11 protein-coding genes and 1 pseudogene are annotated in these 13,445 nt (G+C 62.8%); 5 read left to right on the forward strand and 7 right to left on the reverse strand.

The window, feature by feature from the left end; translation table 11 throughout:
- Positions 1-75: 75 nt before the first annotated feature.
- Positions 76-1,554: a serine hydrolase domain-containing protein gene (locus C8C89_RS17605; protein WP_208327720.1), complete on the forward strand. Its 1,479-nt coding sequence runs from the start codon at positions 76-78 to the stop codon at positions 1,552-1,554.
- Here the strand turns inward: C8C89_RS17605 and C8C89_RS17610 are convergent.
- On the reverse strand, positions 1,551-2,141 hold the full coding sequence (locus C8C89_RS17610; protein WP_133991398.1) for a type 1 glutamine amidotransferase family protein: 591 nt from the start codon (positions 2,139-2,141) through the stop codon (positions 1,551-1,553). The two genes, C8C89_RS17605 and C8C89_RS17610, sit on opposite strands and share 4 nt — an antisense overlap.
- Positions 2,142-2,340: 199 nt before the next feature.
- Here C8C89_RS17610 and C8C89_RS17615 point away from each other — a divergent pair, with 199 nt between their 5' ends.
- Positions 2,341-3,987 (forward strand): phosphoethanolamine transferase, encoded by a 1,647-nt coding sequence (locus C8C89_RS17615; RefSeq protein WP_133991401.1) that lies wholly within the window; start codon positions 2,341-2,343, stop codon positions 3,985-3,987.
- A gap of 67 nt (positions 3,988-4,054) precedes the next feature.
- On the opposite strand, the gene C8C89_RS17620 is transcribed toward C8C89_RS17615, so the two are convergent.
- Both C8C89_RS17620 and C8C89_RS17625 read right to left on the reverse strand, forming a co-directional pair.
- Positions 4,055-4,828: a ferredoxin--NADP reductase gene (locus C8C89_RS17620; protein WP_101481324.1), complete on the reverse strand. Its 774-nt coding sequence runs from the start codon at positions 4,826-4,828 to the stop codon at positions 4,055-4,057.
- 233 nt (positions 4,829-5,061) lie between these two features.
- Entirely contained in the window at positions 5,062-6,207 is a 1,146-nt protein-coding gene (locus C8C89_RS17625; RefSeq protein WP_243858062.1) for an acyltransferase, read from the reverse strand.
- A 260-nt stretch (positions 6,208-6,467) separates the two neighbouring features.
- On the opposite strand from C8C89_RS17625, the gene C8C89_RS17630 reads away from it, so the two are divergent.
- Positions 6,468-7,973 carry an anion permease gene (locus tag C8C89_RS17630; RefSeq protein ID WP_133991405.1) on the forward strand — a complete coding sequence of 502 codons (1,506 nt, stop codon included), beginning with the start codon at positions 6,468-6,470 and terminating at the stop codon, positions 7,971-7,973.
- A gap of 4 nt (positions 7,974-7,977) precedes the next feature.
- Here the strand turns inward: C8C89_RS17630 and C8C89_RS17635 are convergent, their stop codons facing one another.
- Positions 7,978-8,406 (reverse strand): hypothetical protein, encoded by a 429-nt coding sequence (locus C8C89_RS17635; RefSeq protein ID WP_133991407.1) that lies wholly within the window; start codon positions 8,404-8,406, stop codon positions 7,978-7,980.
- Positions 8,407-8,518: 112 nt separating this feature from the next.
- Here C8C89_RS17635 and C8C89_RS17640 point away from each other — a divergent pair.
- Positions 8,519-8,761 (forward strand): annotated as a pseudogene (locus C8C89_RS17640) (IS481 family transposase); the annotation flags it as partial.
- A 240-nt stretch (positions 8,762-9,001) separates the two neighbouring features.
- Here the strand turns inward: C8C89_RS17640 and C8C89_RS17645 are convergent.
- From C8C89_RS17645 to C8C89_RS17655, 3 genes are all read right to left on the reverse strand, one after another.
- Positions 9,002-10,933 (reverse strand): cytochrome c/FTR1 family iron permease, encoded by a 1,932-nt coding sequence (locus C8C89_RS17645; protein WP_243858063.1) that lies wholly within the window; start codon positions 10,931-10,933, stop codon positions 9,002-9,004.
- Positions 10,934-11,101: 168 nt separating this feature from the next.
- The gene (locus tag C8C89_RS17650) at positions 11,102-11,818 is read right to left on the reverse strand and encodes a hypothetical protein (RefSeq protein WP_133991411.1); all 717 of its coding nucleotides are present in this window, start codon (positions 11,816-11,818) and stop codon (positions 11,102-11,104) included.
- A gap of 82 nt (positions 11,819-11,900) precedes the next feature.
- Positions 11,901-12,938: a zinc-dependent alcohol dehydrogenase gene (locus tag C8C89_RS17655; protein WP_243858064.1), complete on the reverse strand. Its 1,038-nt coding sequence runs from the start codon at positions 12,936-12,938 to the stop codon at positions 11,901-11,903.
- A gap of 330 nt (positions 12,939-13,268) precedes the next feature.
- On the opposite strand from C8C89_RS17655, the gene C8C89_RS27050 reads away from it, so the two are divergent.
- Positions 13,269-13,445, forward strand: coding sequence for a hypothetical protein (locus tag C8C89_RS27050; protein ID WP_166674781.1), 177 nt, complete (start codon positions 13,269-13,271; stop codon positions 13,443-13,445).

Below are 13,445 nucleotides of genomic sequence, written 5' to 3' on the forward strand. Positions count from 1 at the left end.
AGCAATATTCTCGTTGACGTTGATAAATAGGTATGGGATGCTGCTGTTCCGTTTTCTCTTGCCGAAAGCCGCATCTTGAAGCCACGCCTCCCATCTGTTCTGCTCGTTATGGCGCTTGCCGCCATTGCCGCTCCCGTCACCGTGGCCGCCACTGCCGCGCCCGCCAGCGGGCCGAAGGCGTCCCCCGCGGAACAGGAAATTGCCGCCTTCTTGCGCAGTGAAATGCAGGAGCGCCAGATTCCAGGTCTGCAACTGGCGGTCATCCGAGGTGGCAAGGTCGTGCTGAAGCACAATTTCGGCCTGGCCAGCTTGCAATATCAGGTACCGGTGACGGACGCCAGCCTGTTTTCCATCAATTCGGCAACGAAAGCATTTGCGGGCGTGGCCGTGATGCAGCTAGTACAGCAGGGCAAGATCGACCTGGCGGCGCCCATCGGCCAGTACCTGACGGGGCTGCCGCCAGCCTGGCATGCCGTGACGGTGACGCAATTGCTCAACCATACTTCGGGCTTGCCCGATGTGCTGGACCAGCGCAGCGGCAAGCTTGTGGGGCCGCAGCCGGACGACGCCGACGCGGCGTGGACAGCCGTGCAGGCGCTGCCGGTGGAAGCCCACCCAGGTCAGCGCTTCCGCTATAACCAGACCAATTATGTGTTGCTGGCGCAACTGATCGAGCGGCAAAGCGGCCAGCCCTTTGTCTCCTTCATCCAGCACAGGCAGTTCGACGTGGCGGGCATGCCGCACAGCGGTTTTGGCGATGCGAAGGACGTGGTCGCCAACAAGGCCAGTTCCTATGTGCTGAACCGGGGCGGCAACGGTTACCGCAACGTGATCGAGGACTTCCCCGTGTTCATGCGCGCGGGGGCCGGCATCAACAGCAATGTGGGTGAACTGACGAACTGGCTTATCGCGCTACAGTCAGGACGCTTGCTGGCGCCCGCCAGCGTGGAACGGCTGTGGCAGCCGACCAGCTTGAATGACGGCAAGCCGGCACCGTGGGCGCTGGGCTGGCCCACGATCGGCCGCGATGGCCACCGCGCCGTGGCCGGCATCGGCGGCGCCCGCTCCGCCTTTTATGTGTACCCGGACGATGACCTGGCCATCATTATCCTGAGCAACCTGGCTGGCGGCCAGCCGGAACAGTTGATCGATACCATCGCCGGCTTCTACATTCCCGTCCTGCGCCAGCAGCGTGGCGGCGCGTATGCCGCGCACCTGCTGCGCAACAGCGCGGCCAGCGGTGGTTTCGACGGGCTGGACAAGAAACTGGCGGCCATCCGGCGCCAGCACGGGCTGTCTGCGCCCACCGAAGACGACTTGAACGCCTGGGGTTACCGCCTGCTGGGCCGGCAGCAGCTGAAGCAGGCGGTTGCCGTCTTCCAGCTTGGCGTGCAACTCTACCCGCAAGGGGCGAACGGCCACGACAGCCTGGCCGAAGCGTACGAGGCGGACGGTGCCTCGGCATCGGCCATCACGCATTACCGCCGCTCGCTGGAACTGGACCCCGGCAACAAGCACGCCGTGGCGCGCTTGCGCGTGCTGGCTGCCGACTAGCGGGCTGCCTGGGCAGCTGCAGCCTTGCCGTGCTCGGCACCATGCAAGGCCAGGTAGGCGGCCAGGTTCTCGTCGGCTATGCCCAGGGCGCGCAAGACTTCTTGCGTGAAGGTGACGGGCGCCGTGCCGGGCGCCGTGATGATGCGCTGGTCTGCCACGGCCCAGGGCACATCCTGGTATTGGGCGGCGCCCGCATAGCCCGTGTCCATCAGGTTGTCGGCGGAATTGGAAGTGTGGCGCACGGTGTCGAGCACGCCGGCCTGCGCCAGCACGCGCGTGCCGTCGCATATGCCGGCCAGCGCCACGCCCTTGTCGCGGGCGGCGCGCAGCAGCGGACCCAGGTCGGGCGCCTTGCCGCTTTGCCAGTGGCTGCCGCCGCATACCATCAGCAAGTCGAGTTCGTCGAGCGAAATGGATTCCAGCGCCAGTTGCGGCGTGACCAGCATGCCGCCGGACGAGGTGACAGGCAGGCCGCCCGGCGTGGCGAACTGCGTGTAAAAGCCGTAATACAGGCGCGCCGTGGAATTGATCAGGGCGGTTTCCCAATCGGCAAAGTTCTCGGTCAGTATGGTGATGGCACGGGTCATGAAAAGTCCTGTCGCAGGTGGAGATATCAATAGTACAGGCTGCTTAGCCTGCTGGTGCCAAAAGCATAATGGATAGCACTGACAATTTCTGTCAGGATCATGCAAGAAATGCTGCTACGCGTGGCAAGGGACTACGCTACAATCGCTGGCCCGTCCGCTCGGGCCTGTCCCCGTCGAACGTTTACTATCTACTGCCTCCATGCTGATTCTGTTTTTCCGTGTCCTGTTAAGTCTTGCTGGCCTGCTGCTGTTCTTCCTCTTCGATCAGTTAAGTGCGAACGAATGCCTGAAATTGTGCGTCTTGCTGGCGGCCTTCCTGCTGGGCATAGGCGGCATGCTGCATGCCTGGCGCAGCAGCACCAGCGCCGGCGTGGTCACCGTGCTGGTGCGCATCGTGGTGTCCGTGTTTTACCTCGACGCCGCCATCAAAGGTTTTTTGCGTGGCTATTTTGGCATGCGGCCGAATCCGAATGCAGTTTTACAGGCCATGTTTGCGACAGATCAAGCCGAAACGGGTGAATTTTTCCTGCACAACAGCATCGCGCTGGCGCAATCGGCGGGCTGGTTTGTACTCGTGACGGCGGCGGTGCTGCTGGCTGACCGCCAGCTGCTGCGCTGGCAAGCGGCGCGCGCCAGTCGCGTGCCGGGCGTGCTGCAAAAAAGCTTTGCTGCCAGCATGGCCGTCTTTCTCGTGCTGCTGCACGTCAATACCACCATGCGGCGCGAAAATCCGGCGCTGTTCTGGCCACTGCGCTACCAGCAGTACAGCGCGCAGCTGGACGCGATGAAGTCCATGCAGCATGCGCTGACGGCGGCCATGGCCGCGCCGCGCGACTGGCATGTGCGCTATGTGGGCGAGGATGCGCGCACCGTCATCCTGGTGATCGGCGAGAGCACCAACCGCGCCTCGATGTCGCTGTATGGCTACCCGCGCGCCACCACGCCCAGGCTCGACGCCATGCGTGCGAAGCTGCTGGTGTTCAACGATGTCATTTCGCCCGCGTCCAGCACGGTGGAATCGATGATGACGATGCTCACGCCGGCCGATATCGGCAACCCCGATGCGTGGATGGCCAAGCCGAATTTGCTGATGCTGGCCGAGGCGGCCGGCTACAAGACTTTCTGGGTATCGAACCAGACGCGCAACGACGGCTGGATCGGTCTGCTGGCGGGCGAGGCCGATGAAAGCGACTTCATCAACTACGGTACTGGCCGCGGCGAAAACAATTTCGATGGCAACCTGTTCCAGCCTTTCGCCCATGCGCTGCGCGACGACGCGCCGAAAAAGCTGATTGTCGTGCACTTGCTGGGTGCCCATCCCAGCTATGACATGCGCTATCCCAGCCGCTTTGCGCATTTCGACAAGGCGCAGGACGCCGTCAGCGTGCAGATGGCCAGCCAGGGCAGGTCTGGCTGGATACGCAACCAGCGCGATGAGTACGATAACGCAATCCGCTATGGCGATTACGTGCTGGGCACCCTGATCGGCATGGCGGAAAAGGCCAAGACCGACCGCGCCGCCTCGCTGCTGTTCGTTTCTGACCATGGGCAGGAAGTGGGTTACAGCCGCAATCACGCGGGCCATTCCGCCTCGGACAAGAGTGGTTATGAAATTCCCATGTTGATCTGGAGCAACCGGCAAGCGCCGCAATCGACGGCCGCGCGCGCCGCGCTGGAAAGCCGGCCATATCAGACCGACAAGCTCGATGCGACCGTGCTGGGCCTGCTGAAGATCGAGACGCGCTATTACGCGGCGCATGACGATATCCTCAGCGGCGGCTTTCAGCCCGTGCAGCGCTTCATGAATGGCTTGCAATACCAGCGCGGGGCAGCGCTGGCCCGTTGATCCAGCAATAAAAAAGCCGGGTCCCGCCGCGCAAAGCGGCGGGACCCGGCACCTGTAGCGTTGCGGATTACTTCTCGGCGAACGCGCGCTCGACAACGAAGTCGCCAGGCGTCGAGGTATTGCCTTCCTTGAAGCCACGCGCTTCCAGCATCTCTTTCAGGTCGCGCAGCATGTCCGAGCTACCGCAGATCATGACGCGGTCTTCGGCCGGGTTCAGCTCTGGCAAGCCCAGGTCTTCGGCCAGCTTGCCGTTCTCGATCAGTGCCGTGATGCGGCCCATGTTGCGGAAGTCTTCGCGCGTGACGGTCGGGTAGTAGCGCAGCTTGTCGCTGACCATTTCGCCCAGGAATTCATGTTTCGGCAGGTGCTCTTCCAGCAGCTCGCGGTAGGCCAGTTCATCGACCTGGCGCACGCCGTGCACGAGGATCAACTGGTCGAAGCGCTCGTAGATGTCCGGATCGCGCACGATGCTGAGGAAAGGGGCCAGGCCCGTGCCCGTCGACAGCATGTACAGGCGCTTGCCTGGCAGCAGGTAGTCGGACACCAGGGTGCCCGTCGGCTTGCGGCCGACGATGACGGTGTCGCCCACTTGCAAGTGCTGCAAACGCGACGTCAACGGGCCGCCCGGCACCTTGATGCTGAAAAACTCCAGGTGGTCTTCATAATTGGCGCTGGCGATACTGTAGGCGCGCAGCAGTGGCTTGCCATCGACGCGCAGGCCGATCATGGTGAAATGGCCATTCGAGAAACGCAGCGACGGGTCGCGCGTGGTGGTAAAGGAGAACAGGGTATCCGTCCAGTGGTGCACGCTTAATACGCGCTCTTCATTCATCGAACTCATAGTGTTTGTTGGCTGGTCAAAAAAATGGTTAGTTGCTGGCAACTGCTGGCAAAAGTGAAACCCTGTGTAGGCCCAGACGCTATTGTACTGGCGTCCACACGAAATTGTTACCGTCTATCGCCGCCAATGCTGCCGCACGCGGTGCCGACATTATAGTGCGGATGGCAAGTTCGGGCTGGAAATCCCCCTGAAACGCACGACCGGCATGCGGTCTCTTGACCTGGCTCACTTTTTCAAGGCGCCGCTCCAGGGCTGCCCCCCGCGCGTGCAGGCGCGGCCGTGGCGGCGCTCCGGAAGCGCCGGCGCAGGGCGGTATTGGCCGGTTCGGACACGCAGCGGGCGACGAGGGCGGCCGCCAGTGCGGTCGCAGCCAGGAAGAGCGCCAGCCACGGCAGGCGCTCCGAGTAGCCCAGGCCCGCCTTGTCGACGACATTGCGCATGGCGGCCAGCACGATGATATGGAACAAGTACAGCTCATAGCTGTGCCGTCCCAGCCATTGCAGCGGGCCAGGGCGGCCCTGGCTGGCTGCCTGGCCCGCCGTGGCGCCCACGATGAAGGCGGCGCTGGCCAGCGCGATCGCGCTGAAACCAAAGACTTCATGGCCGCCAATGCCGCGCACGTACAGGGCCGCCAGGGCCAGGCCCGCTGTCCAGCGCAAGCGTTGGCCGGCACGCGCGCCCGGCTGCCAATGCTGTGTCAACAGTGCCGTCAGGCAGCCGATGGCGATGGCGTCGAAACAGGCAAGGTAGCCGTACATGAAGTCAATCTCATTATCCGCGTGCAAGCTGCGGTAGACGGGGCCGGCCACGATGGCAGCGCCGCACAGCAGCATGATCCAGTGGCGCTGGCGCAGCAAGCGGCACGACAGCGGCAGCAGCAGATAAAACATTTCCTCGACCGATAGCGACCAGTAGACGTTCAGGCAGTAATTGAAATAGCCGGCGCTTTGCATCAGCACGTTGTGCCAGAAGGTCAGCACCGAAGCGATGGCGATGACGAAATAGCTGGCTGGCAAGTCCTTGCCGCCGTCCGAATTGGCAAAGAAGGGCACGTCCAGCACGCCCAGCAGCACGATGAGGGACAGGGCCAGCAGCAGAGAGGGCAGCAGGCGGGCGATGCGGTAGAGATAAAACGCGGCCAGGTCTATGCGCGCCAGGTCGCCCCAGCGGCGTAGCGAGGTCGAGGTGATCAGGTAGCCGGAAATAACGAAGAAGATGGTCACGCCGTAATTGCCCTGGTAGGCGGCGCCCAGCAGCCAGCCCGGCAAGGCGGAGAGCGGGCTGTTCTTCAGGCCGTAGGCCAGCGCGAAGTGCAGCAGCAGCACGCACAGGATGGCCGCGCCCCGCAAGGCGTCGATATGATGGTTGCGTGCTTGCAATGGCTTCCTCGTAGGCTTAGGCGACATGAGGGGCGATTATGCGACATATGTCGCTCGCAGGTCAACGATTTTGCAATTGGCGGGAACGGCGGGCCGAATGGAGCCGGGGACGGGCACGGCTTGCGTGTATGATATTGCCGAACAGAATTGTTGGGCATCTGTCATCGTAGAAGGTGCGTTTTTCCTGCGCGCCAGCCCAAGACTCTGCGCGCACCATGCCGCTTGCCACGATGCCTGACCCACAGCGAAAGGTAATAAAGATGTATAAAACAGTGCGCGACATGTTCCTGCATTTCAAGGAAGCTGTCCCATTCCGCCTCGTCCCCGCCCTGATTTGCACGGCCTTGCTGGTGAGCATGCTATTGCTGCCGGCGCCCGATGGCTTGACGCCCAAGGCCTGGGGCCTGGTGGCAATCTTCCTCACCACCATCCTGGCGATCATTTTAAAAGTCATGCCCATCGGCGTGATGGCCATGATGGCCATCGTCATCGTGTCATTGTCACAAGTAACGTCGACCTCGTCCAAAGGCGCCATCACGGATGCGCTCAGCAGTTTCTCGAATCCGTTGATCTGGCTGATCGTGGTGGCGATTTTGATTTCGCGCGGCCTGAAAAAGACGGGGCTGGGCAGCCGCATCGGTCTGCTGTTCATTTCCCTGCTGGGCAAGCGCACCATGGGCATCGGCTACGGCCTGGCCATTTGCGAACTGGTGCTGGCGCCCTTTACGCCAAGTAACACCGCACGCGGTGGCGGCATCGTCCACCCCGTCATGAAATCGATCGCCAACGCCTTCGATTCGGACCCTGCCAAGGGCACGGAAGGTAAAGTGGGCACGTATCTGGCCCTCGTGAACTACCACGCCAACCCGATTACCTCGGCCATGTTCCTGACAGCCACGGCGCCCAATCCGCTGGTGGTCGATTTCGTGGCCAAGGCCAGCGGCCAGAGTTTTCATCTGACGTGGACCACCTGGGCCCTGTGCATGCTGTTGCCGGGCCTCGTCTGCCTGCTGGTGATGCCCTTGATTATCTACTGGCTGTCGCCGCCGGAACTGAAAGCCACGCCGGACGCCGTCACTTACGCCAAGGCGGAATTGAAGAGCATGGGTCCCTTGTCGCCGTCGGAAAAAGTCATGCTGGGCACCTTTGCCCTGCTGCTGTTGCTGTGGGCGAACGTGCCCGCCATGCTGTTCGGCCCCGCGTTTGCACTCGATGCGACGGTGGTAGCCTTTGTCGGCTTGTTCGTGTTGATTATAACGGGCACCATCGACTGGGACGACGTGCTGTCCGAGAAGAGCGCCTGGGATACCCTCGTGTGGTTCGGCGCGCTCGTCATGATGGCCGAGCAATTGAACAAGACGGGCGTGATTGCCTGGTTCTCGGCCGGCATGAAGGCCGCCATCGTCGCCAGCGGCATGGATTGGCTGCCGATCGCCGCCGTCCTGGTGCTGGTGTTTGTCTTTTCGCATTACTTCTTTGCCAGCACGACGGCCCACATCAGCGCCATGCTGCTGGCCTTCCTCACGGTGGGCCTGCACCTGATTCCCGCCGAATACCACGTGCCGTTCATGCTGATGATGACGGCCGGCTCGGCCATCATGATGACCCTGACCCACTACGCGACGGGCACATCGCCCATCATCTTTGGCAGCGGCTTCGTGACGATGGGCAACTGGTGGCGGGTCGGCTTCATCATGTGCGTGGTGGAACTGCTGATCTTTGCCATTGTCGGCACGACGTGGTGGAAGGTGCTTGGCTACTGGTAAGGTATTACAGCTGGCGCGCCAACTGCTGCATTGCCGCCAGGCAGTGCGCCAGCTCGCCGCCAACGGCACGCTTCCACAGGACGGCCGCCTGCGACCAGGCTTTCTTCTCCAGCAAGTCCTTGAGCTGCATCTGCAGATCGCCCGGCAAGCCGCCAAACTGGCGCAGTTCCAGCGAGCGGGGCTGGCCGTGGCGGCCCGCCGGATCCAGTTCTTCCAGCGCATCATGCAGGCTGCCGTGCAGGTGCGGTGCGCCGGCCTCATCCACATACCCCAGTTGCACGTCGGGCGCGGCCTCGACGTCATAGCCGAGGCCGCGCAGCAGCAACTGCTGCAGCAGGGGGCCATACTTCTTTTGTTCAATATCCTGCGCCGAGGCGTCTGCCTGTTCCGCATCGATGCCGCATTCCTGCAATCGCGCAGTGATCGTTGTCATTCTCCGCCGCCAGCCTTTCCATCTCATCTAGTCCAGACGGCCTCATATACACACCTTCGGTGATTTGAGCGATAAAAGCAGCGTTGACTTCCTGCGCCGGCGCAAGCTGGACTCGCCGATCAGGATCATCAAACTGTTGACTGACTACGGTTCGCCATTCACCGACCGCTACACCACAAAAGACAGGAAGCCCAGTGGCCAGCACGCCGTCGATAAAGTTTGCGCCGCCATGGGCATCGAACACCGCCTGGCACCGCCCCGGCATCCGCGAACGAAGGGCATGACCGAACGATACAACGGCCGTATCGGCGAGCTATTGCAGCAGACCCGATTCGACAGCCGGGCCGATCTGGAGGGACTGGACAGCTATGGACGATTTCTTGAATGTGGCTGATGGCCAGCAGCGGCAAAGATGCCAAGCTGGTCGTGACCAGCGATTTTCCTGTTGCAGGCCAGCGCTGTTGTCGGATGAAAGTCGTCAGGCGAAATGTCGCACCTAGCGGCTGCAATGAAAAATCCCCCAATGGCTGGCTGCAGCGATTGGGGGATGGTGGAAACGCCCGTGCCGGCGCGTTTCAAGGGGCGAGTGTCAAGCTCAGGCCAGCTTGCGTTTGCCTGCGGACACGCGGTTCCAGCCGTAGCCGGCGATGATGATGGCCACGATGGCCGTCTGCGCCAGCAGCGTTTCCAGGGTCGGCAGGATGCCCAGCAGGTCGATGCGCATGAAATCGACGGGGGTGACGCCGACCCAGCCCGCTTCCTGCAGCGCGGCCACGCCTTTACCCATCAGTATTACGGCCAGCACGGCCACGAAGGCGGACGTCCACGAGAAGAACTTGCCGATCGGCATGCGGGCGCTGGTGCGCAGCAAGGCCCAGGCGATCACGACCAGCAGCACGATGGCCACCAGGAAGCCTCCCAGCAGGGCGCCGCCATTGCCGTCCGCCGCCAGGGCGGAATAGAACAGCACAGTTTCAAAGACTTCGCGGTAGACGGCGATGAAGGCCAGAGCGAACAGGCCCCAGGCAGAGCGCCGGCTCATCGCTGCCGTGAGTTTCTCATGCAGGTATTCCTGCCAGCGTCCGGCGCTGCTCTTCTGGTGCATCCACAAGCCCACGCTGAGCAGGACCAGGGCAGCAAACACGGAACCGAGTCCTTCGCTCACTTCCCGGCTGGCGCCGCTGATGGTGACCAGATACGTTGCCGCCACCCAGGTCAGGCCGCCCGCCACCAGCGCGCTGATCCAGCCGCCATGCACATACGGCAGCACGTCGTTGCGCTTGGCCTTGCGCAGGAAGGCGATAATGCCGATCACGATCAGCAGCGCTTCCACGCCTTCGCGCAGCAAGATCGTCAGGGCGCCGATAAAGGTCGTCATCGGCTCCGCCTTGGCGTCCCCCAGTTCCGCTTCCACGTGGCTGAACAGTTGCTGCAGCTTTTCACCCGCCGCCTCGGCATCGGCCACCGTGCCCTTGGCAACGGCGGAACGGTAGGCCAGCATGGCGTTTTCCACGGCCAGCAGCAAGGACTTGTTGCGTGCACCGACCATCGGCTCGATCGGCTCGAAACCGTCCAGGTAGGCCGACAGGCCCAGGCGCGTGGCGGCCGCTCGGTCGCCTGCGTGCACGGCGGCCAGGCTTTCTTCCAGGCGCAAGCGCGACAGGGCCAGGCCCGCCGGCTTGTGCGCCTCGGCCTTGCCAGGGGTGCTGCGCAAGTACGCCGTCAAGGCTTGCGCTTCGTCCGCACCCAGCTTGGCGGCCGCCGCTTCTTGCGTCAGGGTCGTCACGGCGGCCAGGTCGGTGTACAGGTTTTTACTGCGCGGATCGTCCTGCCACAGCTTTTCGCCGCGCGCGCGCGCCGCCGCATCGTGCGACATGCCACCGACAAAGAAGGCCAGGTCCCAGCGCTCATTTTCGGACAGCTGGCCAAAACTGGCCATCGAAGTGCCCGCCACGCCTTGCGAAATGACCTGGTACAGCGCCATCAGGCTGCGCGACTGCGCCCGTTCGCCATCCGTGAAGGCGATCGGTTTCGGCTCCAGGCTGGCCGCCAGCGGACCGTCGCCGCCACCGGCCACGCCATGACAAGAAGCGCACTGGGCCGCATACAGGGCCGCGCCGCGCGCCAGATTGGGCAGCACTTTGGGCGCCACGGGAATCGGGTAAGCGGCAATCAGCAAACCATTCGCGTGGTGCGCCAGGCGCTTGACTTCCGCGCCATCGGCCTTGGCCACGACGGCTTTGCGCAGGTCGGCGATGGCGGCGGCGATGGCCGCCTGCGAAGCGTGGGCAGGCAGGGCAGCGATTTGCGTCGTCGCGTTGTCGGTAAAATCGAGCATTTCCGCGTATTCGGCCTCGCTGACCACCTTGCCGTGTTCGACGGCACCGCTGTAATCGACGGCAACATAGTCTATCAATTGCCACAATTGCTTGGCACCGGCACCAGGATCGGCCACTTGCGCCTGCGCGCCACCGGCCAGCAACAGGCTGGCGGCCACGAGCGGATAGCATGCGAGCCACTTTTTCATTTTAATGAACATGATTCTCATTCTCATTTCTTGTTAACCCGGCGACTATAGGACAGACCGTGCAGGGTGTCAACGGCGCACGGCTGCGCCTGGGCACAAACAGTGCTGCCCTGGTCAATATCCTTGATCAGGGCAGCGTGCCTGGAAGATGAGTGAGGTGGAGCGGGGCTATTGCTTCGATGCCGGTTTCGCGTACAGGCCTCGGGCCAGGCTGCTGTCTGTCTCGTCCACTTGGAGCCCGCCTTTGACGATACGCAAGGCCAGTTTCTGGAATGCCTGACCTCTGAGCCACTGTGGGTCGGTGACGGCGAAGGCGGCGATGCGTTCCTGTGCGCGCCCGGACGGCACGGCCAGCCATTGATAGTCGGCCTTTGATCCCTGGCGGCGCAAGCCGGCGCGCACCCAGCGTTCCGACGCTGGCATACGGACGATGGCGTCGCCGTTCGCGATGCTCACAGCCGTGGCCGTCTTACCGCTTTGCGCTTCGAACTTCACTTCCACGCCAGCCATCGGCCCCAGCCGGGGAAAACCGACGATGGCCACCCACAATCCCGCTTCGGCCGGTTTCTGGATGCGCATTTCCGATTCCTCGAACACGCGGAACTGCGGCTCCTTGTCGCCGTTGCCTGCCACCAGGGTCAGCGTGTCCCCGGCAACGCGCCACTCGCCGCTGGCTTGCTGGTCGGTATTGCCGTAACTGAGCATCCATTCGAAGGTGCCGTCCTTTTTCAGCAGCAGTTCGGAGCCCGTTTCCATGACACCTTGCAGGTAATAGTGTCCGGGCAGGGAGGGCGTGGCCTGATCGGCCGCGCTGGCAGCAAGCGGCCAGGCGAGGGCGGCGCAGGCCAGCAGGGAAGAGAGGGAGGAAAAGCGGGAGGTTTTCATCGGTGTGTCCTTTATGATATGCCATCATAGCAACGGCAATTCCTTGCCGTCGCACAGATACACCGCTTGGCCTGAGTACTGATCAGTTGCTGCTGAAATCGAGCACCACGCGCGAGGCAACCTTGCCTTGCTCCAGGCGGCTGAAGATGTCGTTGATGGCTGACAGCGGTTGCAATTCCACGCCAGCCTTGACCTTGCCAGTGGCGGCAAAGGCGAGCGCCTCGGCCATGTCCTGGCGGGTGCCGACGAAGGAGCCGCGTATTGTCACGCAATTGGCGACGACGTCGAACAGCGGCGTTGGGAAGTCGCCTGGCGGCAAGCCCACCAGCACGCAGGTGCCGCGCTTGCGCGTCATCGCCACGCCTTGCTGGAAGGCATCAATCGATGGCGCGGTGATCAGCACGCCGTGGGCGCCGCCACCGGTCGCTTCGCGCAGGGCCGCGACGGGATCGCCCTGGCGGGCATTGATGGTCACTTCGGCTCCGAGGGCGCGCGCGTGTTCCAGCTTGCCTTCATCGATGTCGACGGCCGCCACGCGCAAGCCCATGGCCACCGCATACTCGATGGCCAGGTGGCCCAGTCCGCCGATGCCGGACACGGCCAGCCACTGGCCCGGCCGCGCGCCCGTTTCCTTGATGCCCTTGTAACTGGTCACGCCGGCGCAGATGATGGGCGCCGCCTGCACTGCGGACAACCCGGCCGGAATATGCGCGACGTAGCGCGGGTCGGCCAGGATGTATTCGGCAAAGCCGCCATTCTTGGTGTAGCCGCCGAACTGCGCCTCGGCGCACACGGTTTCCCAGGCGGCCAGGCAATGTTCGCAATGGCCGCAAGCCGAGTAGAGCCAGGGCACGCCGACCCTGTCGCCCAGCTGCACTTCGGTCACGCCAGTACCCATGGCCACCACCAGGCCGATACCTTCGTGGCCGGGAATGAACGGCGGCGTCGGCTTGACGGGCCAGTCCCCGCGCGCCGCGTGCAAGTCAGTGTGACACACGCCGCAAGCTTCCGTCTTGACCAGGATCTGGCCGGGGCCGGGAACCGGCACGGGAACGTCGCGCAGCACCAGGGGCTGGCCCAGTTGTTCGACAACGGCGGCTTTCATGGTAGTGGGTGTCATGTTATTCCTTATGAAGTTAGTCATGCGTAGCGCAGGGCGCGGGTGCTGGGCTGACGTGTTGTGCTTGGTCAGTCAGGCGCACTGCCATGGTCTGATCAACAGACACTTGCGAATGCTCATATTCTGCTGCACACAGTTCAAAAAATGATTGATCTACATCAATGTATCAGCGCACGTTAGCGATATCGCGAACTTCAGTGCTACCACGCTTCCCCAAGCAGCCCAGCGCTGCATAAGCAGGCTTTTTTGTCTGGTGCCGGACATTGCATCCGTGCGCTGCGTGCGATGAGGATCGTCGCATGGGCAGACAGTAACAAGGAGATAAGGGACGTGACCCTTGCGCTTCCTCCGCTGGCGTTCCGCATGCAGCGCAGCGAGTTCGCCTGGTATGTGTTGTTGGCTTTTGCCTCATCGCCGGTAATTCATGTTGTCTTCTCCTTCTTCGCCGGCTGGCACGAGTACATGCCATTCTGGCATATACCTTCACTCTGGGACCTGGGCAGCTGA

Origin of the sequence: Janthinobacterium sp. 75, from assembly GCF_004365495.1 — a bacterium.
Taxonomy (GTDB): domain Bacteria; phylum Pseudomonadota; class Gammaproteobacteria; order Burkholderiales; family Burkholderiaceae_D; genus Janthinobacterium.